The organism is Laceyella putida, assembly GCF_042665195.1.
GTDB classification, from domain to species: Bacteria; Bacillota; Bacilli; order Thermoactinomycetales; family Thermoactinomycetaceae; genus Laceyella; species Laceyella putida.
In genome coordinates, this window is record NZ_JBHTBW010000021.1 from 128,446 (window position 1) to 149,654 (window position 21,209).

25 protein-coding genes are annotated in these 21,209 nt (G+C 47.9%); 15 read left to right on the forward strand and 10 right to left on the reverse strand.

Annotated elements, in window-relative coordinates; all coding sequences use genetic code 11:
* Positions 1 to 9 precede the first annotated feature (9 nt).
* Positions 10 to 1,368, reverse strand: a complete 1,359-nt coding sequence (gene mgtE / locus ACFQNG_RS09090; RefSeq protein WP_379864605.1) for a magnesium transporter — start codon at positions 1,366 to 1,368, stop codon at positions 10 to 12.
* 88 nt (positions 1,369 to 1,456) lie between these two features.
* On the opposite strand from mgtE, the gene ACFQNG_RS09095 reads away from it, so the two are divergent.
* Together ACFQNG_RS09095 and ACFQNG_RS09100 are read left to right on the forward strand one after the other, a co-directional pair.
* Complete coding sequence (locus ACFQNG_RS09095) at positions 1,457 to 1,828, forward strand: hypothetical protein (protein WP_379864606.1); 372 nt, start codon at positions 1,457 to 1,459, stop codon at positions 1,826 to 1,828.
* A gap of 173 nt (positions 1,829 to 2,001) precedes the next feature.
* Entirely contained in the window at positions 2,002 to 2,136 is a 135-nt protein-coding gene (locus ACFQNG_RS09100) for a hypothetical protein (protein WP_379864607.1), read from the forward strand.
* Positions 2,137 to 2,196: 60 nt separating this feature from the next.
* Here the strand turns inward: ACFQNG_RS09100 and ACFQNG_RS09105 are convergent, their stop codons facing one another.
* Positions 2,197 to 2,538 (reverse strand): protease complex subunit PrcB family protein, encoded by a 342-nt coding sequence (locus tag ACFQNG_RS09105; protein ID WP_379864608.1) that lies wholly within the window; start codon positions 2,536 to 2,538, stop codon positions 2,197 to 2,199.
* A gap of 263 nt (positions 2,539 to 2,801) precedes the next feature.
* Between ACFQNG_RS09105 and ACFQNG_RS09110 the strand changes: the two genes are divergently transcribed.
* The 3 genes from ACFQNG_RS09110 (at position 2,802) to ACFQNG_RS09120 (ending at position 6,686) form a co-directional block, all read left to right on the forward strand.
* On the forward strand, positions 2,802 to 4,277 hold the full coding sequence (locus tag ACFQNG_RS09110; RefSeq protein ID WP_379864609.1) for a DEAD/DEAH box helicase family protein: 1,476 nt from the start codon (positions 2,802 to 2,804) through the stop codon (positions 4,275 to 4,277).
* Position 4,278: 1 nt separating this feature from the next.
* Entirely contained in the window at positions 4,279 to 6,141 is a 1,863-nt protein-coding gene (locus ACFQNG_RS09115) for a helicase-associated domain-containing protein (protein ID WP_379864610.1), read from the forward strand.
* Between the two features lie 116 nt (positions 6,142 to 6,257).
* Positions 6,258 to 6,686, forward strand: a complete 429-nt coding sequence (locus ACFQNG_RS09120) for a YlbF/YmcA family competence regulator (protein WP_379864611.1) — start codon at positions 6,258 to 6,260, stop codon at positions 6,684 to 6,686.
* Here ACFQNG_RS09120 and ACFQNG_RS09125 read toward each other — a convergent pair.
* Positions 6,683 to 7,006, reverse strand: a complete 324-nt coding sequence (locus ACFQNG_RS09125; RefSeq protein ID WP_379864612.1) for a hypothetical protein — start codon at positions 7,004 to 7,006, stop codon at positions 6,683 to 6,685. The two genes, ACFQNG_RS09120 and ACFQNG_RS09125, sit on opposite strands and share 4 nt — an antisense overlap.
* 239 nt (positions 7,007 to 7,245) lie before the next feature.
* On the opposite strand from ACFQNG_RS09125, the gene ACFQNG_RS09130 reads away from it, so the two are divergent.
* Positions 7,246 to 7,500 carry a YlbG family protein gene (locus tag ACFQNG_RS09130; protein ID WP_379864613.1) on the forward strand — a complete coding sequence of 85 codons (255 nt, stop codon included), beginning with the start codon at positions 7,246 to 7,248 and terminating at the stop codon, positions 7,498 to 7,500.
* 127 nt (positions 7,501 to 7,627) lie between these two features.
* On the opposite strand, the gene ACFQNG_RS09135 is transcribed toward ACFQNG_RS09130, so the two are convergent.
* The 3 genes from ACFQNG_RS09135 to ACFQNG_RS09145 all read right to left on the reverse strand — a co-directional run bounded on the left by ACFQNG_RS09135 (position 7,628) and on the right by ACFQNG_RS09145 (position 11,856).
* Entirely contained in the window at positions 7,628 to 9,031 is a 1,404-nt protein-coding gene (locus ACFQNG_RS09135; protein ID WP_379864614.1) for a sodium:solute symporter family protein, read from the reverse strand.
* Between the two features lie 74 nt (positions 9,032 to 9,105).
* Positions 9,106 to 10,425, reverse strand: coding sequence for an aspartate aminotransferase family protein (locus tag ACFQNG_RS09140; protein WP_379864615.1), 1,320 nt, complete (start codon positions 10,423 to 10,425; stop codon positions 9,106 to 9,108).
* Positions 10,426 to 10,482: 57 nt separating this feature from the next.
* Positions 10,483 to 11,856 carry a sigma-54 interaction domain-containing protein gene (locus ACFQNG_RS09145; protein ID WP_379864616.1) on the reverse strand — a complete coding sequence of 458 codons (1,374 nt, stop codon included), beginning with the start codon at positions 11,854 to 11,856 and terminating at the stop codon, positions 10,483 to 10,485.
* A gap of 286 nt (positions 11,857 to 12,142) precedes the next feature.
* Between ACFQNG_RS09145 and ACFQNG_RS09150 the strand changes: the two genes are divergently transcribed.
* The 5 genes from ACFQNG_RS09150 to ACFQNG_RS09170 all read left to right on the forward strand — a co-directional run bounded on the left by ACFQNG_RS09150 (position 12,143) and on the right by ACFQNG_RS09170 (position 15,831).
* Positions 12,143 to 13,357, forward strand: coding sequence for an MFS transporter (locus tag ACFQNG_RS09150; RefSeq protein ID WP_379864617.1), 1,215 nt, complete (start codon positions 12,143 to 12,145; stop codon positions 13,355 to 13,357).
* Between the two features lie 279 nt (positions 13,358 to 13,636).
* Positions 13,637 to 14,155, forward strand: a complete 519-nt coding sequence (locus ACFQNG_RS09155) for a hypothetical protein (RefSeq protein WP_379864618.1) — start codon at positions 13,637 to 13,639, stop codon at positions 14,153 to 14,155.
* A gap of 28 nt (positions 14,156 to 14,183) precedes the next feature.
* Positions 14,184 to 14,543, forward strand: coding sequence for a YkvA family protein (locus ACFQNG_RS09160; RefSeq protein ID WP_379864619.1), 360 nt, complete (start codon positions 14,184 to 14,186; stop codon positions 14,541 to 14,543).
* 204 nt (positions 14,544 to 14,747) lie between these two features.
* The gene (gene minD, locus ACFQNG_RS09165) at positions 14,748 to 15,548 is read left to right on the forward strand and encodes a septum site-determining protein MinD (protein WP_379864620.1); all 801 of its coding nucleotides are present in this window, start codon (positions 14,748 to 14,750) and stop codon (positions 15,546 to 15,548) included.
* Between the two features lie 22 nt (positions 15,549 to 15,570).
* Positions 15,571 to 15,831: a hypothetical protein gene (locus ACFQNG_RS09170; RefSeq protein ID WP_379864621.1), complete on the forward strand. Its 261-nt coding sequence runs from the start codon at positions 15,571 to 15,573 to the stop codon at positions 15,829 to 15,831.
* 56 nt (positions 15,832 to 15,887) lie between these two features.
* Here ACFQNG_RS09170 and ACFQNG_RS09175 read toward each other — a convergent pair whose 3' ends face one another.
* Positions 15,888 to 16,736: a hypothetical protein gene (locus tag ACFQNG_RS09175; protein WP_379864622.1), complete on the reverse strand. Its 849-nt coding sequence runs from the start codon at positions 16,734 to 16,736 to the stop codon at positions 15,888 to 15,890.
* A gap of 301 nt (positions 16,737 to 17,037) precedes the next feature.
* Between ACFQNG_RS09175 and ACFQNG_RS09180 the strand changes: the two genes are divergently transcribed.
* Positions 17,038 to 17,454, forward strand: coding sequence for a hypothetical protein (locus ACFQNG_RS09180; RefSeq protein WP_379864623.1), 417 nt, complete (start codon positions 17,038 to 17,040; stop codon positions 17,452 to 17,454).
* A 41-nt stretch (positions 17,455 to 17,495) separates the two neighbouring features.
* Here ACFQNG_RS09180 and ACFQNG_RS09185 read toward each other — a convergent pair whose 3' ends face one another.
* Both ACFQNG_RS09185 and ACFQNG_RS09190 read right to left on the reverse strand, forming a co-directional pair.
* Complete coding sequence (locus tag ACFQNG_RS09185; protein ID WP_379864624.1) at positions 17,496 to 17,714, reverse strand: hypothetical protein; 219 nt, start codon at positions 17,712 to 17,714, stop codon at positions 17,496 to 17,498.
* Between the two features lie 10 nt (positions 17,715 to 17,724).
* Positions 17,725 to 17,880, reverse strand: a complete 156-nt coding sequence (locus ACFQNG_RS09190; RefSeq protein WP_022736813.1) for a hypothetical protein — start codon at positions 17,878 to 17,880, stop codon at positions 17,725 to 17,727.
* Between the two features lie 268 nt (positions 17,881 to 18,148).
* Between ACFQNG_RS09190 and ACFQNG_RS20935 the strand changes: the two genes are divergently transcribed.
* The 3 genes from ACFQNG_RS20935 (at position 18,149) to ACFQNG_RS09200 (ending at position 20,756) form a co-directional block, all read left to right on the forward strand.
* Entirely contained in the window at positions 18,149 to 18,316 is a 168-nt protein-coding gene (locus tag ACFQNG_RS20935; RefSeq protein WP_417498500.1) for a hypothetical protein, read from the forward strand.
* A 519-nt stretch (positions 18,317 to 18,835) separates the two neighbouring features.
* Entirely contained in the window at positions 18,836 to 19,924 is a 1,089-nt protein-coding gene (gene uxuA, locus ACFQNG_RS09195) for a mannonate dehydratase (protein WP_379864625.1), read from the forward strand.
* Positions 19,908 to 20,756 carry an SDR family oxidoreductase gene (locus ACFQNG_RS09200; protein ID WP_379864626.1) on the forward strand — a complete coding sequence of 283 codons (849 nt, stop codon included), beginning with the start codon at positions 19,908 to 19,910 and terminating at the stop codon, positions 20,754 to 20,756. Before uxuA ends, ACFQNG_RS09200 begins: the two co-directional genes overlap by 17 nt.
* A 128-nt stretch (positions 20,757 to 20,884) precedes the next feature.
* Here ACFQNG_RS09200 and ACFQNG_RS09205 read toward each other — a convergent pair whose 3' ends face one another.
* Positions 20,885 to 21,184 carry a LysR family transcriptional regulator substrate-binding protein gene (locus ACFQNG_RS09205; protein ID WP_379864627.1) on the reverse strand — a complete coding sequence of 100 codons (300 nt, stop codon included), beginning with the start codon at positions 21,182 to 21,184 and terminating at the stop codon, positions 20,885 to 20,887.
* Positions 21,185 to 21,209 lie beyond the last annotated feature (25 nt).

Consider the following 21,209-nt stretch of genomic DNA (forward strand, 5'->3'; position numbering starts at 1 on the left):
TTCACCTCCTTATGATTGCGTGAGCTGTTTAAGAAATACGGTGGCCAAGCCGAAATAGATCAATAAAGACAAGATATCGTTCAATGTTGTGATCAACGGCCCCGAAGCCGCTGTAGGGTCGATGTTCAAGCGGTAGAGGACGAGGGGGATCAGGGTTCCGATCATGGTTCCCAACAGCAGAGTGAAAAAAAGGGACCCACCGATAACCAGGCCCAACCGGGGTTGGTGCAGGGTCAAACTCACCATCAGGATAAACAGGAAACTGCAAACAAGACTCACAATCAATCCGGCCAACCCTTCCTGCCGGAGCATGCTCTTAAGAAAGGAAGGTTCCGTTTGCTCATGGGGGAGCCGCCGGATCATCAGGGCCAAAGACTGTGTGGCGGCATTCCCGGTCATGCCTGCGACCATCGGCATAAAAGAGGTGAGCGCAGGTACCGCCGCGATTGTGGACTGGAACAGGTTGATCAAGTTGGCAGTGGCCAAGCCGATCGCCAGCAGCAGAACGAGCCACGGAATCCGTTTTTGCGCGGATCGCCAAAAGGAGATCGCTTGATCGTCTGCGCCAGGTGTGAGACCGGAAAGCTGTTGGATATCTTCCTCCGCTTCTTGGATCAATACATCGATGATGTCATCAACGGTGACAATCCCTAGAAGACGGTGGGCATGCCCCACGACAGGCAAGGCCAAAAAATGGTAGCGGCTCATAATGCGGGCCACTTCTTCTTGATCCATATCCACCGGGACGGAGACGACCCGCTCCACCATGATTTCTTCAATGGATTGTTCAGGTTCGGCCAAGATCAATTCCCTTAGCGACAAGACACCCACAAGTGTCCCGTCCGGTTTTGTGACATAGAGATAATAAATGGTTTCAGACTCCACCGCTTTGTGGCGCAATAGATGGATGACATCCTGCACACTCGCTTCAGGATGGACGTTGACAAATTCATCTGTCATCAATCCCCCTGCGCTCTCTTCCGGATAGTCAAGCAGAGCGCGCACCTTGGCGGCTTCCAGCTGTTCCATCTGGGTGAGCAGGTTGGTTTGCTCCGCCTTTTTCATTCCGCCCAACAAATCGACCACATCGTCCCGCGACATTCGCTGCAAAATCTTGGCGGCATGTTGATTGCCAAGACTGTTGATGATTTTTCGTTGCGTGTTGCGGTCGCATTCTTCCAATAAGGTGGCAATCTCTTCAGCTTCAAGAAAATATAAGAAGCGACGCCGCTCAAACTCGTTTAATTGGAGAAACATCTGTTCAAGGTCATAAGGGTGCATTTCTTCCACCAACAAGCGGAAAGCGGCTTGATTCTTACGGTGCAGATGAGTGACCAATTGTTCTTTTTCGTGATTTACCTTGTTCATTGAACAGGTCTCCTTCGCCTTCTGACATAAGACAAGCCCGGTTCAGCATAGGGTGAAGTGAAACATGAATTGATGAAGGAGGTGCTTTATGGACAATCGCATGATTCCCCCTTATTGGATGCCGGCTCCTGAGAGAGTCCCGCAAGTTTATGGCATGTTCCCCCATCACCATTATCATTATCCGCCCATGCCGATGGCACAAGGGTGCTGTGGCGGCGCTTTCACCCATTCCATACCCAATCCGCCCGCACCGTTGGCTCCCTTTGGGGGGTGGGGAATGCCATATGGCCGCATTCCGGTTCATCAGCCGACTATTCCTATGATGCCACCAGAACCTTCAAGTTATCAGACTAAGCCATCAAATCGACCCGCTCCGGTGTGGGAGTCACCGGAGTCACCTGAATCCCCTTGGATCAGGGCTTATCGAAAGCATGAACAGGACTTGCCGGGAAAAGGATAAATGGGCTTCATCAGGCATATAGTAGGGAATGCGCTTAAACGCTTCCCCCTTCTTGCACATCCCCTCTGGCCGGTCGGCGGTTGAGAGGGATTTTCTATTGGTAAAAGATGCCGCGGTAAACCGATGGGCGTCGGGGAAACTAGAAGCAAAACAGAAAGCGAGGAGGCGAACTGATGCGAATCCCCGATATGACACCTTTGCAAGAGCCGGAGATTTACCAACCCCCGTTGCCGGAGATTTTAACGCCCCATGATCCTGAACCAACCCATCGGGAAGAACCCCATACCCCACAACGGGTGGAGCGGTAAGAGGATAGAATAAACATAAAGGAGCTAACCCTTGCTCGGGTTGGCTCCTTTGCTTAACCGTTAGGAATTGCTTATTTTCACTTCTACCTGATTGACGGGGGCTTTCTCCTTCAACTGAATGACCGCGTAGGGATAGCTGATCACTTGCGTAACCATCATGCCTTCTTTTGGGGGGATTACTTTCGCATGGACAATTAGCCGTGGTCCCTGTTTGGTTACACTGGTCACACGCACTTCATAACCGCCGGTCGGACGCTCACCAATGCCGACGATGATATAGGTGTCGGACACGAATTTGGCCGTTGCTTGCGGGCTTGTCCATTGGTCCGTTTCCCGCCTGACTGTTTGGGGGATTTGGTTTGGCTCCACTTGTTTGAATGACAATGACTCTTCTTTATTCATAGGCGTTCCTCCTGAAGATGGGTCTGGGGAAGCGCAACCGAAGACGAACAACATCAAGAGAGCGGGGAGAAACAGGTACCGAAAGAGGGTTGTCATGAGTTTTATCCTCCTCATATACCGAGAAATTTATATATTATAAGACGGTTTTCCTGCATGAGATGTTGCACGAGCCCAGATGAAGATAGAAGTGTGCCCGCGTGTTTCATTCTGCACATGGGATTTGGTGGAAACGGGTAGGCTAAATGCTAAGTGGAGGGAAACAGATGAACCCAGGTCAACGTCCATTCATTATCCATAGCAACGGAACGATTTTTGTGGAACGACGGCATCCGGACGTAACCCGCCTTTGCGCGGAATTGCGGGCCTTGGCCTATCCAGTCAAAGAGACGGAACAATTGATCACCTACCGATTTGCCTTTGATTCATTGCGGGTCCGCCATATTGAACCGACACGGACCGCGGAAGAATGGATTGATTGGCTTAAAGAGCACAGCAAAGTGCCTGTGCCCACGAGAATCAGCCAGCAACTCAGAGAAGCCTTGGCATCCCCTTTCAAGCAAACAACGGAGATGCCGGAAGTGGGAGATTTTCTCGCGATCCAGCTGGTGGATCAGGAGCGCTTCGCCGGTTTGCGGGATTACCAGCGGCAGGCGGTGGAGGCGTTTGCCAATCAGACGCGGCATTCAAGGGGCGGCGTGATCCTGTTGCCTTGCGGGGCGGGCAAAACGGTGGTGGGTTTGGGTGCCATGGCCCATTTGCAAAAGGAGACGATCATTCTGGCTCCCAATAACACCTCGGTCAAACAGTGGAGACGGGAATTGTTGAGCAAAACGTCGCTGAGCGAAGCGGAAGTGGGAGAGTATACCGCGGAAGGGAAGCTCATCCGACCGGTTACGATCACAACTTATCAAATGTTGACATACCGCGATGCCAAAGAAGACGCATACCCTCATTTGCAAGCTCTGTGCAGCCGAAAGTGGGGGTTGGTGATCTATGATGAAGTCCACATGTTGCCCGCCCCGGTGTTTCGCTTAACTGCTGAACTTTGCGCGGCTCGCCGATTGGGGCTAACGGCGACGCTGGTTCGCGAAGACGGCAAAGAGAATGAGGTTTTTTCTTTGATTGGCCCCCTGGTCTACCAATGCGCATGGAAAGAACTGGAACATCTCGGTTGGATTCGCGAAGCAGTGTGCCGCGAGATGCGGGTGCCCATGGCAGAGAAAGCGGTTCGGGCATACCAACAAGCCAGCAAAAAGCAAAGGGTTCGTATCGCGGCCGAAAATCCGGCCAAATTGAAGGCGATCGCCCAGTTGCTGGAGCTTCACCAAGGCGAGCAAATGTTGATTATCGGCCATTATTTGCGGCAGTTGGAGGAGATCGCCGATCGGTTTGGGTTTCCCCTGATCACGGGACAAATGTCACAAGAACGGCGGGAAGCCTGGTATCAGAAGTTCCGATTGAAAGAGATCCCCGTTTTGGTGGTGTCAAAAGTGGCCAATCTCGCAGTGGACTTGCCTTCCGCTTCTGTGGGGATTCAGGTGTCAGGCACCTACGGTTCCAGGCAGGAGGAAGCGCAACGGCTGGGACGCGTTCTCCGGAGCTCGGTTCCCGGTCACAAAGCATATTTTTATCAACTCGTGAGCGAGAATACGGTGGAAGAAGAGTATGCATGGCGAAGGCAATGCTTTTTGGCTGAACAAGGTTATCAATATGAGTTGCTGAAATGGGGGGATGGATGAAATGGCGTCAGAACTTATCCGCTGCTTAAACAGCTTGCCAGATGAAGTGATTGAGCGGATCGGCTCGTTTTATCAGTGCCGGGCGCGACATGAGCTGTGCCGGGCGTTGCTGCAACCCTCACAATTCAAACAGAGTTGGAATCAATTGAGTTCATTGGAACGTCAAGTGTTTCTCTCTTTTCTCTTTTCCAGTCGGGCAGGCGTGATCAAAGAAAGGGAAGGGGAAGTTTGGGCGCATGAGAGACGCCTTTCTCGATTGGAGTGGCTGAGAGCGATGATCGTGTTAAGGCAACGGGGCTGGATCTACGCATTTCGCAACGCACGCCATGAACGCGTCTATTTTTGCCCTTTGGAAATCAGGCAATTGTTCAGCCGCTTTTTGTTTGCGAATGAGTCGATTTCCTGGCGCGACGAAAGGGAAGTCTTGCCCAAGAGTGAACCCGGTTATGGATTGGGACAAGCGTTGTTTCATTTTCTCGCGCGGCTTGAGCATGAGCCTTGGCACCTGACCAAAACGGGAGACATTCATAAAAAAGATGCGCAAAAATGGGATGTGGAACTGGGATTGGAGTCAGCAGCCTTGCGTCATTCGCCTTGGTCGGATCAAGAGCTGCCGCCATGGGTCGCATTTTTGCTTGAATTGAGCCGATGGTACGGCTTGATCGAGGAAAACGGCCACTCCCTCACGGTGCACGCTCATCGGTGGCACACATGGTTGGAGCAGGACTGGGAAGAGATGATGACCGACTTGTATTGGGCGGTCAGGGGGTTAGTCGCCCAGCGAATGCGCGGCGTGGAAGGGGATTTTCTCCTGCTGGAGGAAGTGGAACCGCGCCAATGGATGCCTTTATCCCAGTGGAAGGCCATGAAACGATGCTGGTATAAGGAAAAGGGAAAGGATGCGCGCGCAGGCGAGGAACGATTGGACGCCTTTATCGCCATGATGGTGGGCGCCGGCTGGTTGGAAGAAGGCATCACGAAGTCCGGGGAGCGTTGTGTCCGGCTTACCGAGTTGCCGCCTTGGCAGAGCGAGGCGGCGGCGGACATGCCGGTCTATATTCAGCCTGATATGGAACTGATCGTACCCAGCCATTTTCCATTGGCCCAACGCAAGATTTTAGCGCAAATGGCGGACTTTATGGGCGGAGAGCAAATGCTGTTCTATCTGATCACGGATGAGTCTTTGAGAAGGGCGTGGCGGGTTGGCATGACGGCAGAGGAGATGATTCGGCATCTTGCCTCTTGGAGTGGGCAGCCTGTGCCGGAGGTGGTGGCCAGAAAAATACGGGCGGAAGAAAAACGGTCTCCTACCGTTTACTGTGACCGGGTTCTCCAATATGTTTTGCCCCATCCATCGGTGCGGGAACAAATTCGGCCCTATCTGTCCAAATGGCAGGCGACCCTGTTGGATGATGGCCGACTCCTTGTTCCGCAAGCGATGGAACACGCGGTGACTGACTGGCTATGCGAAGCCGGCCTGGAAGTGACGGAGCGCAAACAAACGGCAATTGTCCCCACGAAGTCCACCGACGCACAATCGTTTAAGCGGGACAGCCCCCTTGATTGGCGGATTGAAGACGATGTTCCGGAGCTGGAGGCGGGAATGAGTGGAATGGAGAGGCTGCCCAGGTTATGGTGGAGCGGACTGCATCCCTATCGGTTGCCGATGAAGCGGGAACTTATCCAACAAGGGATTTGTCATGGACTACGTCTCAAGGTGGAGAGAAACGGTGAACAACAGATCATATTTCCGTTGGAAATCCAGGAGCGGACAGGGGGATGGTGGCTTAAGGCGGAGTGCCATGGTCATCAAATCCAACTGTCATTGGAGCAAATAGATAAAGTGCAAATCATCGCCGAATAAACTCGCTCCCTATTTGTACAGGGGGCTTTTTTTGGTAGAAGAATAGGAATTGGCAATGGGTTTCAGTATGCGAACGGGGATCAATAAGATAAAATGAAGAGAGGGAGGAAAGACAAATGGAAACATTGGATATGACAGAGCTTCTCCTTGGTGCTTACAAGCTAGCTGATAAAATAAATGAGTCAGAAGAAGTAAAGCGGTATTTGGAGTGTCAACGCCGGTTACAGGAAGATGAAGAAGCGCAACGGATCATAAAAGAATTTCAACAGATAAAGGATCGGTATGAAGAAGCGAAACGATTCGGCATCTTTCATCCCAACTATCATGAAGCGAAAGAAGCGGCGTTTCGCTATCAAAAAGAGATGAGAAACCATGCCACCATCCGCGCTTTTTTGAAAGCGGAGGAAGAGTTGGATTCGCTTTTGCATGAAGTCTCTTTAATGATTGCCCAGGCCGTGTCGGACTCGATCAAAGTGCCTGCGAATGACCCTGAACCCGGCGTGAAAAAAGCGCGCCCGCAATGTGGCGGCGGATGTGGCTCTTAACGGTTTCGATACAATATGCAATGGGGGCATTGGTTTCCGCAACAGAAACTTTTCTCATCCGGCACACGCAACTGAAACCGATAGATCAGGCCCGATTTGGAGCGGCGCACATATGAAAAAGCCACTTGCCAAGCAGTTCCGTCAATAAAGCGGGCGGCCTCTTTTTGTATAAAGGTTTCGACTTGTTGTTGGTCAGATGTTTCGCTTATTTGAATACAGAAAAAAGAGACGCCGGCAAATTGCTTGTGTTCAAACTGTTTAAACGGCTTGGGTTCGGCCCGCAACAGGTGATCAACAAAAAGGTCGACAGGATTGATCATGTGTTCGTTCACTCCGCAGTAGGTTATTTACCTATTTTAACAAAACGGAGATGGAATGGGGCAGTTGGAATAGGGACTCATTTTCGCAACAAATCATCGGTTGTCACTTGTTGGGACGTTGAATCTGGGTGTTTACAGTGGTACCATGAGATTAGGCAAATTTGTTACAACTGTCTTCGTTTTATTAGAGATGGAAGCGCCCTCCGGACATTTGGTTTTGGAAAAGGAGATTGTCACATATGGATATTGTGGAAAGGTTGGGCTTAGCTGTGTGGGTGAAGGATATAAAAGCAGCTCGTTCGTTGGGACGCATGGGAAATATCCATTATATTTCTAAAAGGCTAAAGTACGTCTATCTATATGTAGATGGCAAAACGGCCGATCAAGTCATTCATCGGATTGAACGTTTGCCCTATGTGCAACGGGTTGAAAGATCACAGCGTACAAATATATCATTTGATTTCGGCAAAAAAACAAAATCACAAGAAGCATGAGGAACCTTTCTGTCACGCGCGCGTGGCAGTTTTTTTGTTTCGGCATTGCGCATGGAAATGAATCGGGAGGACAGATGAACCGCCCCCACCTCTACAGATGGAGGCGGGTTCATCAGACTGGGTTATATTAATCTCGGTTTTGGACGGGAACTTCCGAGGATGACTTAACTTTTCCTAACCACGAACCACCCACGATAACCAACAAACCGGCTCCCATTCCATACATGATGGCGTTAGTCGAAGTGGGCCCTTCAATGATCAAACCGCCGATCACCACGATGGTTCCCGCAATGACTGCATAAAACCCGGCTTTGGCGGTCACTCCTTTCCACAGTATCCCTAAGACGATGGGGATGAAAATGGCCCCTGACAGGATGGCATACGCAATGTCTAACGCCACCAATACATCTTGGATACGAATGGCGAACACCATGGCGATCAAGCCGATCAATAAGGTTACTCCTTTTGACAGCAAAAGGAGTTTACGTTCTTCCCAATCTTTCATCCACGTTGGTTTCAAGATGTCCTGAATCAACAACGTGGAGGAGGCCAACAAGGAACCGGAAGCATTGGACATCAAAGCCGCGCATACCGCCGCCAACACCAAGCCCAGCAATCCGGGAGGCAAGATCATGTCCGCCAAGGAAGCGAACGCGTTTTGCGGATTGTCCAATCGTGGCAACAGGAGCGCTGCGCACATGCCGATTAAACTTAAGGCGATGGCCCATGCGATGCTGTACACGCCGGCAAAGATGGCTCCCTGTTTGGAGACGCGGGCGTTTTTGGCGGTAAAGACCCGTTGCAAAATATCCTGTGATACGACCATGCCCAAACAGTATAGCAAAAAGTATTGGAAAATTTGTTTGAACCCGATCGCGGAAAGTTGCCAATGAGTAGCCGGCACATGGTTCATCAGTGCCTGCATGCCACCGACATGGCTTAACGAAAGGGGCAGCATCACAGCAAAAATACCGACCGTCATGACAATAAATTGGACCACATCCGTCATGGTTACGCTCCACATGCCGCCTAACATCGTATAGAATAAAGCGACCCCTCCGCCAACCAGCATCGATAAAGTCATGTCCCACCCCAAAATCGCGTGGATGATCGCCCCCATGCCAATGATCTGAGTCACTGTTACCATCAATGTATAGATGATCGATACGATGGCGCTAAAAAAACGCGTCTGTTCATTGTAACGTTGGCCCAAGAACTCACTGATCGTCGTAATTCGCAATTTAGAGAAATAATTGCCGAAAATAAGTCCCAACAACATGATTCCTATCCCTAGCATCACAACCAACCAAACCCCGGAAATTCCAAACTGGTAACCCAATTTGGCTGTCCCGATGGTGGCGGCCCCCCCGATGATGACCGCTACCAAGCAACTGCAATAAATGACCAATCCCAAATTTCTGCCGGCGAGGGCATATTCTTCTTTTGAGCCCACTTTACGCGATCCGATGATCCCAATCACCACCATGATCAGAAAGTAAAGCATTAAAATTGCCATATCCAACCAGTGCATGAGCACGTCCCCCTCTAATCTGTTTCTGTTTTGGTGTTTCATCGTGCGGTCCTTGCGAAACCAGCGCAGGTTGCCTAGCTTAATTGCAGCAGTTCATGTTCCACTTCCAGTAAAGCTTCCTCCAACACATGGACGCCCTCATCGATTTGTTCCCTATTGATCGTCAGCGGAGGGATCATGCGGATCACTTCACCGCGATTGCCGCACAGATAAAAGAGCACGCCTTTCTCCAAGCACTTGTTTAACAACCGCATCAATAAATCATGGCTCGGTTCTCCCGTGCGCGGATCGATGATTTCGATGCCGATCATCAATCCCAGTGAACGCACGTCCCCGATCAACGCATGTTTCTCTTTTAGAAAATCCAGCTTTTCTCTGGCATAGGCCCCCATATCCCGGCAATTGTCCAACAACTTTTCTTCCTTCATCACCTTAAGCGTGGCCAATGCGGCGCAACAGGCGAGCGGATTGCCACCAAATGTCGTTCCGTGCGCCCCGAGCGGCCACTTGCTCATCAGTTCTTTGGAAGCGACGGTGGCGCTAAGGGGCAGACCTGAGGCGATTCCTTTGGCGATGGCCATGATATCGGGAGTGACGCCAAATGTTTGGGAAGCAAACCATTCCCCTGTTCGGCCAAATCCCGTTTGCACCTCATCAAAGATGAGCAACATACCGTAGCGGTCACACACTTCACGCAACTTCCGAATCCACCCTTTTGGCGGGATGACATATCCCCCTTCGCCCAAAACCGGCTCTAAAATGATGGCGGCCACTTCCTCAGGCGTCACTTGATGCTGAAACAGTCGATCCATCTCTTGCTCCAATTGCTTTACACAATACGCTTCCACGTCTTCTCCCGGAGGGCACGCCTTGGGATCGGCGTACGGAATTTGGTATGAGAGCCATTGCGGTTGCAAGAATTTGCGGTATTTGCTCTTGGATGTTGTAACGCTTAATGCCCCCATTGAACGCCCGTGAAAGCAACCTGTAAACGAAATGAGAAAAGGGCGCCGTGTTGCATACTTGGCCAGCTTTATTGCTCCTTCCACCGCTTCGGTCCCGCTGTTGGCGAAAAAGAAGCAATCGAGTCCCTTGGGCAAAATCCCCACCAATTCATCGGTCAAACGAAGTAACGATTCATACATGATCACACCCGACGGGCCATGCAGCAGTTGGTCCGCCCCCTCTTTAATCGCCTGCACCACTTTGGGATGGCGATGACCCACATTGGTCACGGCAATCCCTGACGTGAAATCGAGATATTTTTTGCCGTCGACACCGTAGTAATAACAACCTTCCTCTTTCACTACCGGAAGATTGGGGTGATCCTTGGCCATGCTGGGGGCGAGTCGGTCATTCAATCTTGCTTGTAGATGATGCCAATCAAATGCCATCTGCGATCCTCCTCTTTTGCTTTTACTTATTTCTTAAGCAAGAATGATGCCAACGTTTTATGACAAACCGTACTTTTTTAATTTTCTTGTCACCGATGGTTGGCTGATCCCCAGCGCTTTCGCCATTTGCACGGTTGTTTTAAAACGTTCTTGCGCTTGTTGCAAAATGTTTTTTTCCGCATTCGCCAGCATTTCTGGCAAACTGGTGGAAAAATCCAAGGAGGATTCCGCGTTCAACCTTTGCTGCAAAGAAGGTGGCAACGAATCCACCGTGATGAGGAGAGAGGGGGACATCACCACCATCTGCTCCAGCAGATTGATCAATTCACGCACATTGCCCGGCCAATCATGATGAATCAAGCTCTGCAACACGGCCCCATCCAATTTGCTCTCTCGACGGTACTTCTTGTTGAAGCGTTCCAGCAGATGCTCGATCAACGGCAATAGATCTTCCCTGCGTTCACGCAACGGAGGCAAGTGGATCGTTACGACATTTAAGCGGAAATACAGATCTTCGCGAAACTGTTTCTGTTCCACCAATTGTTTGAGCTCCTGATTGGTTGCCGCGATAATGCGACAATCGACTTGGCGGAGTTTGGTTCCGCCAATGCGGTAAAATTGTTTCTCTTGAATGAATTTTAATAGCTTTACTTGATTTAATGGCGACAACTCCGCCACCTCGTCCAAAAATAACGTGCCTCCCTGCGCCAATTCAACCAATCCCAGCTTTCCTTGCCGGTTGGCCCCTGTGAACGCCCCCGCTTCATATCCGAAGAATTCAGCCTCAAACAAGCTTTCTGGAATCGCCCCGCAATTCACTTCAATAAAAGGCCCATCTTTACGTGGGCTTTTATGATGCATGAATTTAGCCAGATGTGACTTTCCCACTCCTGATTCACCGAGCAACACCACATGGACATCCACTTCCGCAACTTTCAAAGCAGTGGACAACACCTTTTTCATCACCGCGCTTTTGGCGATAATTCCTTCTTCAAACATATGTTGATGCCGCAATAAATCGAGTTCTTGTTTGACGCGGGCCATATCTTCTTTCATCGCCTGCATATAATCATGCAAATTCATCAGATCAGTCACATCATGTGAATAACTGACCACCCGAACCAATTCCTGTTTCTCGTTGAAAACCGGGATACCGGTTACAAGCAGCCGCTTTCCTTGCCTGGTCATTTGCACAAACGTGGTCTTCTTCTTTTCTTTTACGACAATCGGCGTGACCAATGGGGTGAAAATCCCTTGCTTCTCCAAATCATAAACCGACTTCCCCAATAGCTCATCCGAATTGACGCCATATATTTCGCCCGTTGCCTTGCTCACGCGCAAAATGATCCCTTCTGGGTTTGTAACCATGATGTCATCCTGAAGAGAATGGAGAATCGCTTCCGCTTCATTCCACGATTTTGTGTCAGCCATGGATCGGGCCCCTTTCCGATTATTCATTTTTGTATAATTCGGGACATAAAGCCTATAAATTGGCGCTTTCACTTTTATTCAAAAATGAAAGTCAATATTCACATTTGTATTATTATACATGAGAAAGCATAAAGTTTGATCGTCGAATCTGCTGATTAAAAAAATAAGCCGTCATTCATGAGGCTGATTCCTCTTGAATCAGCTTTTTAATATTTCTGGCGAAAAATATTTTGGTTTGATATTTCTATACACGAAATTTACAATGGATGTAAGGAGAGGATGGAGCATGGAGCAATGGAAGAGAAATTTGTACATTTTGATGTTTTCCCAGTTTTTGGTCTTGGGCGCGATGTCCATGATCATTCCGTTTCTGCCGTTATACTTGAAGGAGATGGGAACGGACCCCGAAGATATCCATTTTTTGGCGGGCATTATCTTTGGTGCCAATTTCTTGTCCGCTTTTATTGTGGCACCCATCTGGGGCAGATTGGCTGACAGATATGGAAGAAAAATCATGATCTTGCGATCGGGTTTTGGCATGTGCATCGTCATTTTTCTGACGGGTCTTGCCACATCGCCTTGGCAGTTATTGTTTCTTCGATTCTTGAACGGCACCATTTCGGGGTTTATACCCGCATCGACATCGCTTGTCGCAACTAATACCCCTAAGGAACGTGTCGGCTACGCTTTAGGGCTATTGTCGTCGGGAGCGGTTGCGGGATCGATCATGGGACCGTTTATTGGAGGCATGTTGGCTGAGGTCATCGGATTTAGGGAGATCTTCTTTTTGACGGCGGCCGGCCTGATGACCGCTTCCTTCATCGTCTTATTTGCCGTAAAAGAGGAGTTTGTGCCGGCAAAAGAGGAGAAGAAAGTGAGTTTCTGGTCAGAAGGCTCGATGATCCTGCATCAGCGCCCGTTAGTCATTTTATTTTCAGTCGCCATCCTGTTGCAGTTTGCCACGCTGGGCCCTGGGCCGCAAATGTCTTTGTTTGTGACTGAATTGGGCGTTCCCGGGGGGTATATCGCTTTTTTTTCAGGATTGGTCATTTCCATCACGAGTTTTTCCAACATGATCTTTGCGCCCATATTGGGGAAGCTCGGGGATAAATACGGTTCGGAGAAAGTGTTGTTTGGCTGTTTGTTGGTTGCGGCGCTGTTTTTCATCCCCCATTTCTTTGTCCAATCCGTTTGGCAATTGCTGGCCTGCAGATTTATGTTGGGGCTTTGTCTGGGAGGATTGATGCCTTCTGTCAGCGCCTTGATTCGCAAAAACGCGCCCGTTGGCAAAGAGAGCACCGTATTCGGCTATCTCACCAGCGCCAATTGCATAGGAAATATGCTTGGTCCCGCCACCTATGGGCTGTTGTACGGCATCATAGGCATACGTGGGATTTTCTTGATTACTGCTTTTATCTTAATGTTGGCCGCCTTCTGGCTGAAGATCGGTTTAAAGGGGCCATCAAAAGAGCAAATGCGGGAGATGAAAAGCTCTGCTTAAAGTCATCATGGCAAGTGGATGACTTTAAGGGAGCTTTCGTTATGACAAAACAATGAATGAAAAAAGAGGCGAACGAAAATCGCTCAACATGATAAAAACCTGCGTGTAAGGGGAAAAGGAAGGGCGGAACTTTTTTCACTGGCTCGTTCCCAGGGGAAAGGGATTCGTTCTTGTTTTTTCTATATTGATTTTCAATAAGTCTCTACCATTTGATTCTTGTGCAAGCGGGAATAACTGGTTAATATTAATACCAGCAAGGTTTACTTAAGGAGCGATGGGATGAGTTTTTTACAAGATTTGAAGCAAAAGCTGGAAAAAGGAGTAGAAACGGCCGGACAAAAGTCCCAGCGAATGCTGGAAATCAGTCGCTTAACGTTACGGATAAAAGGGAAAAAAGATGACATCGAACGACTCATCACGAAACTGGGGAGGGAAGTCTACCAAACCTGGGAGAAAGAGCAGAAGCTGGCTGAGACGGAAGAGGTCGGCCAATTGTTAAAAGCGGTTCAAGACCAGTATGGGCAACTGAATGCATTGCAGCAGGAATTGGAAGTATTGAAGCAATCGGATCAAGTCCCGTTGCAAGTGGAAGAGATTACCCCGACGCTGGTGGAGCAAGCGAATGCCGAACAAGGCGGTGTCGAAGCGCTTCCGCAGCCGGAGGAAGCGCGGGAAATGCCGGATTCGATCAACACCGGCGGGACCCAGGTCGCTGTTCTTTACTTATGTCCGTTTTGCGCTCATCAGGTGGAAAGTGAAGCCTCCAGTTGTTCGCATTGTCACAAGCGGTTTTATTAAGGTGCATCATCTTCAAGGAGGGTCTTCGTTGGCCAATCATCCAGATCGACGACGCATATGGAGGAAGCTGATGGAGTTAAAACGGCGTGCCCTGACCAAGGAAGGCACGCAAACGATTATTGGTGAGTTCAATCATAAAGTGGAACGGGTCGGTGGCATTGACACCATTATTCATAAACTGAAAGTGATGTACCAATATTTTCGGGATCCGGAAGTAAAAGTTTATAAAAAAGGACTGATTGGGGCAGCGCTTCTGTATTTCATCGTTCCGGCCGATGTGATGGTGGATGTGCTGCCCGTTGTGGGTTATGTTGACGATATGACGGCCGTTCTTATCGTTTGGCGCCTTTTGTCGAGTGAATTGGAAGCGTATATGCGTTCCCACTGAGAACCAAGTTATTTTCAACGTTGTTACTGGTAAGGAATCGGCGAGTTGGGCATAAATGGTATGGCGCCGATTTCTTACTTTTTTTATTGTTGCGGTTTTGCTACAATAATGGTGAATCTTGTAGAAAAAATACGGGAAATAGCCGATGTGAAAAATCGAGTGGCTTTAGATACATAAGAGGGTTAAGAAAGGGGTATAAGCGGAATGAACCACAGGTCAATGGCAATCACTGTGACAAGCGGAAAAGGCGGAGTAGGGAAATCGACCACCGTCGCTTCACTTGGTTTGGGACTGGCCCAGCTTGGCTACAAAGTGTGCCTTGTGGATACCGATATTGGACTCCGTAAATTGGATTTGATGTTGGGGCTGGAGAATCGGATTGTTTATGACCTGGTTGATGTCATCGAGGGTGTGAGCCAGTTGCGTCAATCGTTGGTCCGTCATAAAGAATTTTCGGAGCTGGCCCTATTGCCGGCCGCCCAGACACGCTATAAAGAGGAAGTCTCACCTAATCAGATTACGGCGGTCGTAGATGAACTGAGAAAGGAATTCGATTACATCCTCATCGACTCTCCAGCCGGTATTGAAGGTGGTTTTCGCAATGCCATAGCCCCTGCTGATCGAGCCATCCTCGTTGTGAACCCCGAGATCCCGTCTGTACGTGATTCAGACCGAGTTATCGGATTATTGGAAGCGGCAAATGTCAAACATATTGATTTGGTGGTCAACCGGGTTCAGCCTGGCATGGTACGCGATGGAGATATGCTGAGCGTAGAACGTGTGCAAAGCCATTTAGCCATCAACCTGCTGGGAGTGGTACCGGAAGATAAACGGATCATCCGTTCATCCAACACAGGAGAACCCGTGATCTTAGACGCCAAATCAATGGCGGGCAAAGCGTTTTCCAACATTGCACGCAGAATTGCCGGTGAAGATGTGCCATTTTTGGAATTAGAGGAAACCAATCTGATCGCAAAAATCAAACGTCTATTCAGTATCGCTTGAGTAGGCTACAGGGGTGAACATTGTGGCTTTTTTAAACATGTTCGGTCGCGACAAAGAAGAACCGACAGCCGTGACAGCCGATGACCGTTTGTCATTGGTATTAAGCTTTCAACGTTCAGATATCGATGAGAAAAAAATCAAGATGTTTCGTACGCGTCTAATTGAATTGTGTGATGAGTTTGGTTATGACGTGGTGGGTCATGTGGAAGTGATTCCACAAGCGAAAGAAAGAACGACGATTATCAATGCGAGTATTCCTGTCAGGTTGAAGGAACCGATTTAAAAGAGCACGGACCGCCCCCGGTTCGTGCTTTTTTTCGTTTTAGATCGTTAAGCATTTCACAAAAACTTATGATTATGTAATCTTCGTTCCAAGAATTCAAGAATATAAGATGGAAAGGTCTTGTCATCGGCGAGAGTGAAAATGGCAATGGAGACGCGGGTACTGCCATATGTACGCATGAGCTGAATTAATTTGTCACGCGATTCGGGATTGAGGCGGCCATAACGCTCCATAAAGGCTTTGACCACCATTTCCTCCTCATTGGACATGGGACCTGACGATTCACTGTTATTAAACGAGATGGGTGTAAACATGGACTTATTGTATGTATGTAGGTGGTCAATGGCGCTGGCCAATTGTTGTTCCGCCGTTGCCGTGAAATGGTTAAAGCCGATTTGGTTCCGTGCGCTGTATTCATCGAGAGATGGAATCGGGGAGTGTTGCGCTTCCCAATCCTGCATTTTCCGGCGGCGACGCGGTCGTCTTTCCGGGAGGTGAGTGAACTTGTCGGGATGTTTCCGTCTTAGCGTATAGATCCGTTGATAGATGGCGCCTTGGGTGCGGGAGAGTTTGCCTTCCAGTTCAGAAATCGCTTGAGACAAGGGTTTTCCTTCTTCAAGAAATTGGTTGACGGTGGCGATAACGATGTCCTCTTCTTCTTCACTCCAACTGTTTAAGCGGCTCCCTTCGACGGAATCTTCATAAGAATTGAAACGGTCGGGATATTCTGATCTCAACTTCCGAACATGAGACATGATGCCAGCATAGCCGCGCTTCAATTGTTGCGATAATTCTTTTAAGATTTCCCGTTCCCTTTTTCCTTCTTTTAATCCTTGATTCATTGCCTCAATGATGATTTGGTTCTCCTCATCGGTATATTTGCCTTTTTTTGTATCAAAGATCACTGGGTCCGACCCCCTTCATCGATAATTCTCGTCAAAATCTTTACTTATAAATATAACAGAAAAGACATAATCTTTTCCACTACCCCAGTCAAAAACTTTTTCTGCTCGGGGCTTTTACAGAGAAATAAGAGGGCAACTATATCATTTTATAGGAAAATTTAAGTGATTATACATGAAATTATATTACAGAATCATTTTCTGATGATAAGGTATGAAATCGTGGACTTTTGACCATAACCCATATTAGGTACAAAAATTGGGTTTATTTGGCTATGTTCATTGTTGAAAGGGGAGGTTCGCTTTGAAACCGTTGTCAGTGAATGAAATGAGTGCTTATTTGACCTCACGAACCGTACCAAACGAACAGGCGCGGATGTACCCTCATCGCTCATGGGAACCGACGAAACGAGCTGCCCTCGTTATTTTATGGGGGTTGTTGATTTATCCGCAATTGGATCCGGATTTGCGTCAGCGTAAGAGAACTTATTCCATCCATGTCAATCAACTGGTCAACTTGTTTGGCGATGCACTTGGCGAAAATGAAACTTGGATCACCACGTTGCATTTGTTGCAACGATATGATTATATCCGCATGAATGGGAAAGAAATTGTTCCTGGTACCGGTCTCTTTGTCGCGGTGGATGCCTCCAAAATGTATAAGGTGTTCCGTTCGTCCGTCTTGTCGCGCGATATTTTCCGCAGAAGATTTGGCACGTAATAAACACCCCTACCTTTTTATTCTGTTGAAGGTAGGGGTGTTTAATCGTGTTTGAGGGATTCGATAAAAAGTCTCAATGTCTTCCGTTGTTCCGGTGATAATTCAAGGGCGACGCGAATAAGATGTTGAATGTCTTCAGGAAGGTGATGGACGAATTGTTGTTGTTGTCCCAGTTGATTGATTAATTGTTCCAGTAGATTGCGCGACTCATTGATATGCTTGTATGTTTGGATTAACAGTTTTTCTGTCGATTGAGTCATATGATTCATCCTACTCTTTTTCAGAATGAAGGAGTTCATCGATTTCCTTTTTGATACGAATCAGTTCTTCATGGCTCAATTTGTGCAGATCGCGAATCATCATCTCCAGTTTCATCGTGCGAAACTCTTCCAGAAAAGAGGGCATGTATTGCGGGTTTACGGACACAGGAACAAACTCCTTTCACATAAAAAAGTAGAAATTAGGGTACCAGAATACTATTGTAGCAAAGATTCGACGTGGGTCAACGTGAATATAGTGGGATTTGTTTTGATTTTTGTCACTTTTTTGCTCTATATTCTGTTTTTTCTCTCATTTAGGCAAAATTGTTTGAGTCGATGTCAAAAAATGTGGTTTGAGTTGTTTGTTGTCGGGGTATGTAACCATTAGCCCCTGAAACTCTATCAATTAAAAAAGATGAAACGAGGTGCTTACCATGGTTGAACAATTAAAAGCACTGGAGGAGCGTCTCTTTTCCGTCAAGCAAGAATACTTACTCGCAAAAGAACGCCATGAATTTTTGGCGCAATATGACTTGTACGAAGAGTTGAAACAATTAAAACGAAAACGGCGTGAATTAAAATCGAAATTGGGATTAATGTAATCATATAGACGGAGGAAAAGGTTGGTTGTCCGCTCAGGGGAGCCAACCTTTTGCGTTTAAGCGGGTTTATGGGGCATGATTGTACCTGTGTGCCTGCGGGTAGTGTGACATGAGATGACAGCCGGCCTTTCATGGGACCGATTGTTTTTCATTACTATATATTAATGCGGGAGTCGATTTATTCATCATATATTGACGTATCTATAAATAATTAATACAATAAACTACCTCACTTTTCAAATATCGGAAACAATTCCAACTGGGCAGGGCATACGCTTGCAAGCAACTTGTATGGATATGGTCGCTATGCCATTTTGCCGATTGGGAAAATAGAACCATTTATTAGGGCGTGTCTGGCAAAGCAAATTGACCATTGGAGAGGCGGAAAACCCTTTTCCCGATGAGCGCCGAAGGACAAGTGAAGCGAATGGGAAAACGGTTTTGAAGCCACCGACATATTTATCAAACACGCCCTAGTTCGTGATTATTGCGCAATCAACTTAACGGGGGAATCAAACGATGAGAATGGTATTTCGGTGGTTTGGTCACGGGAACGATACGGTCACACTTGATCAGATCAAACAAATTCCCGGTGTGGAGGGTATTGTATGGGCACTTCATGATATCCCGGCGGGAGAGGAATGGCCCATGGAACAAATTTTGGAAACCCGAAAAATGGCTGATCACTATGGACTGAACATAGAAGTTGTTGAGAGCGTCAATGTACATGAAGACATTAAGCTGGGGCTGTCAACCAGAGAGATATATATTGAAAATTATAAAAGAACCATCGAGAAGTTGGCCCAGGTCGGCGTCAAAGTCATTTGCTACAACTTCATGCCTGTTTTTGATTGGATCAGAACCGATTTATGCAAGGAATTGGAGGATGGATCAACCGCGCTTTTTTATGAAAAAGAGAAGATAGACAAGATAGAACCTCTGGAGTTGGTGCGCAACTTAACAAAAAATCCGGAGCTTACCATGCCGGGATGGGAGCCTGACAGATTAAAGCACCTTTCCAATCTTTTTGAAGCTTATAAAGATGTGTCGGAAGAAGATTTATGGAATAACTTGAAATACTTCTTGGAGCAAATTATTCCCGTAGCGGAAGAAAACGATATAAAAATGGCCATCCATCCGGATGATCCGCCTTGGCCTGTGTTTGGCCTCCCAAGAATTATAACAAACAGGGAGAATATCAGCAGATTTCTGAAACTTGTTGATAATCCGTACAATGGGGTAACCCTTTGCAGCGGTTCCCTGGGTGCGAATCCTGACAACAATGTAGCGGAAATGGTAAGGGAATTCGCGGACAGAATTCCTTTTGCCCATATTCGAAATGTGAGAATCTATGAAAATGGCGATTTTATTGAAACATCCCATCGAACTTCCGACGGTTCCGTCGATATCGTTGATATTGTCAAAGCTTACCATGAGAATGGATTTTCCGGATACGCAAGACCGGACCATGGTAGGCATATTTGGGGTGAGAAGTGCAGGCCCGGCTATGGACTTTACGACAGGGCTCTTGGAATCATGTATTTATGGGGGATCTGGGATGCCTTGGAAAGGGCGAAGCGGGAGGCAAACCATGCTGGTAATGAATGAAAACGTAAAAGGGAAAGTGGCGGTCATTACCGGTGGAAGCGGAGTTTTGTGCAGTGCCATGGCGAATGAGCTCGGCAGACAAGGAGTGAAGGTGGCGATTCTGAACAGAAATGCGGAAAAAGGAGAAATCGTGGTGGAAGAAATAAGGCAATCAGGCGGTGAGGCCATTGCCGTCGCCTGCAACGTGCTGGATGCCGAAAGTGTGAGGAGGGCGGAAGAAATCGTCTATGGCAAGTTCGGTGCCTGTGATATTTTGATCAACGGTGCGGGCGGGAACCATCCTGAAGGAACAACAACGAATGAAACGTTAAAGATCGAGGATCTTGAGAATAAAGAAGTGAAAACGTTTTTTGATTTAAGTACAGAAGGATTTGGCTTTGTGTTCAACTTAAACATACTGGGAACACTGATCCCCACCCAAATTTTCACCAAGAAAATGATCAATAGAAAAGGCGCGGTTGTCATCAATATGTCATCCATGAGCGCGCCTACCCCCATGACAAAGGTTCCAGCGTATAGTGCAGCCAAAGCAGGAATAGATAATTTCACGCAATGGTTGGCCGTACATCTGGCAGATGTGGGAATTAGAGTCAATGCGATTGCACCGGGATTTTTCCTAACAGAACAAAACAGGAGACTTTTGAGGAACGAAGATGGTTCTTTAACGGAAAGGGCGATTAAAATCCTGTCCCAAACCCCGATGCGACGATTCGGTACTCCTGATGACCTTCTGGGAACGTTGTTGTGGTTGGTTGATGAAAACATGTCAGGCTTTGTAACAGGAATAACGATTCCAGTTGATGGCGGCTTTATGGCCTATGCGGGGGTATAGACCTGCATTTGGTTTCGTTCGATGCATTCGCCAGCATTTTCAAGCAGCTTGACATGGCGGCGATTTCGGGAATCGTATGCCCTTGCGTTTGTATGCTTGGATGCCTGCTTCCGAGACAGCCCGGATACTCATGAACCGGGTTCTCGAAGATGTTGAAACGAAAACCCTGAAACCGATGACGATTCACAATCGGTTGAGATGAATTGATATAATTGCAATCCAAATTTGCGACTACGGGTAGCTATAGAAATCGATCTATTTCTTCCAAAATCAACAATGGGGAGAGCGAAGAGCTGAAGATGACCAATATTTTTCGCCATTAATTCAGGAATAATTGTGATTCCCATTCCTGCAGCCACCGCTCCTAGGATGAAATCGCCAAAAGCGACCTCGTTGATGATGTTGGGTTTGTGGCCCAGTGATTCCATTTGTTCGATAATATGCTTTCTTGTA

Coding starts and splice junctions, on each gene's coding strand:
- uxuA (WP_379864625.1), top strand. CDS start 18,836: ATGAGAATGGTATTTCGGTGGTTTGGTCACGGGAACGATACGGTCACA.
- ACFQNG_RS09110 (WP_379864609.1), top strand. CDS start 2,802: ATGAACCCAGGTCAACGTCCATTCATTATCCATAGCAACGGAACGATT.
- mgtE (WP_379864605.1), bottom strand. CDS start 1,368: ATGAACAAGGTAAATCACGAAAAAGAACAATTGGTCACTCATCTGCAC.
- ACFQNG_RS09150 (WP_379864617.1), top strand. CDS start 12,143: ATGGAGCAATGGAAGAGAAATTTGTACATTTTGATGTTTTCCCAGTTT.
- ACFQNG_RS09130 (WP_379864613.1), top strand. CDS start 7,246: ATGGATATTGTGGAAAGGTTGGGCTTAGCTGTGTGGGTGAAGGATATA.
- ACFQNG_RS09145 (WP_379864616.1), bottom strand. CDS start 11,856: ATGGCTGACACAAAATCGTGGAATGAAGCGGAAGCGATTCTCCATTCT.
- ACFQNG_RS20935 (WP_417498500.1), top strand. CDS start 18,149: ATGGTTGAACAATTAAAAGCACTGGAGGAGCGTCTCTTTTCCGTCAAG.
- ACFQNG_RS09155 (WP_379864618.1), top strand. CDS start 13,637: ATGAGTTTTTTACAAGATTTGAAGCAAAAGCTGGAAAAAGGAGTAGAA.
- ACFQNG_RS09120 (WP_379864611.1), top strand. CDS start 6,258: ATGGAAACATTGGATATGACAGAGCTTCTCCTTGGTGCTTACAAGCTA.
- ACFQNG_RS09125 (WP_379864612.1), bottom strand. CDS start 7,006: ATGATCAATCCTGTCGACCTTTTTGTTGATCACCTGTTGCGGGCCGAA.
- ACFQNG_RS09100 (WP_379864607.1), top strand. CDS start 2,002: ATGCGAATCCCCGATATGACACCTTTGCAAGAGCCGGAGATTTACCAA.
- ACFQNG_RS09105 (WP_379864608.1), bottom strand. CDS start 2,538: ATGAATAAAGAAGAGTCATTGTCATTCAAACAAGTGGAGCCAAACCAA.
- ACFQNG_RS09140 (WP_379864615.1), bottom strand. CDS start 10,425: ATGGCATTTGATTGGCATCATCTACAAGCAAGATTGAATGACCGACTC.
- ACFQNG_RS09185 (WP_379864624.1), bottom strand. CDS start 17,714: ATGACTCAATCGACAGAAAAACTGTTAATCCAAACATACAAGCATATC.
- ACFQNG_RS09200 (WP_379864626.1), top strand. CDS start 19,908: ATGCTGGTAATGAATGAAAACGTAAAAGGGAAAGTGGCGGTCATTACC.
- ACFQNG_RS09115 (WP_379864610.1), top strand. CDS start 4,279: ATGGCGTCAGAACTTATCCGCTGCTTAAACAGCTTGCCAGATGAAGTG.
- ACFQNG_RS09095 (WP_379864606.1), top strand. CDS start 1,457: ATGGACAATCGCATGATTCCCCCTTATTGGATGCCGGCTCCTGAGAGA.
- ACFQNG_RS09135 (WP_379864614.1), bottom strand. CDS start 9,031: ATGCACTGGTTGGATATGGCAATTTTAATGCTTTACTTTCTGATCATG.
- ACFQNG_RS09205 (WP_379864627.1), bottom strand. CDS start 21,184: ATGGAATCACTGGGCCACAAACCCAACATCATCAACGAGGTCGCTTTT.
- minD (WP_379864620.1), top strand. CDS start 14,748: ATGAACCACAGGTCAATGGCAATCACTGTGACAAGCGGAAAAGGCGGA.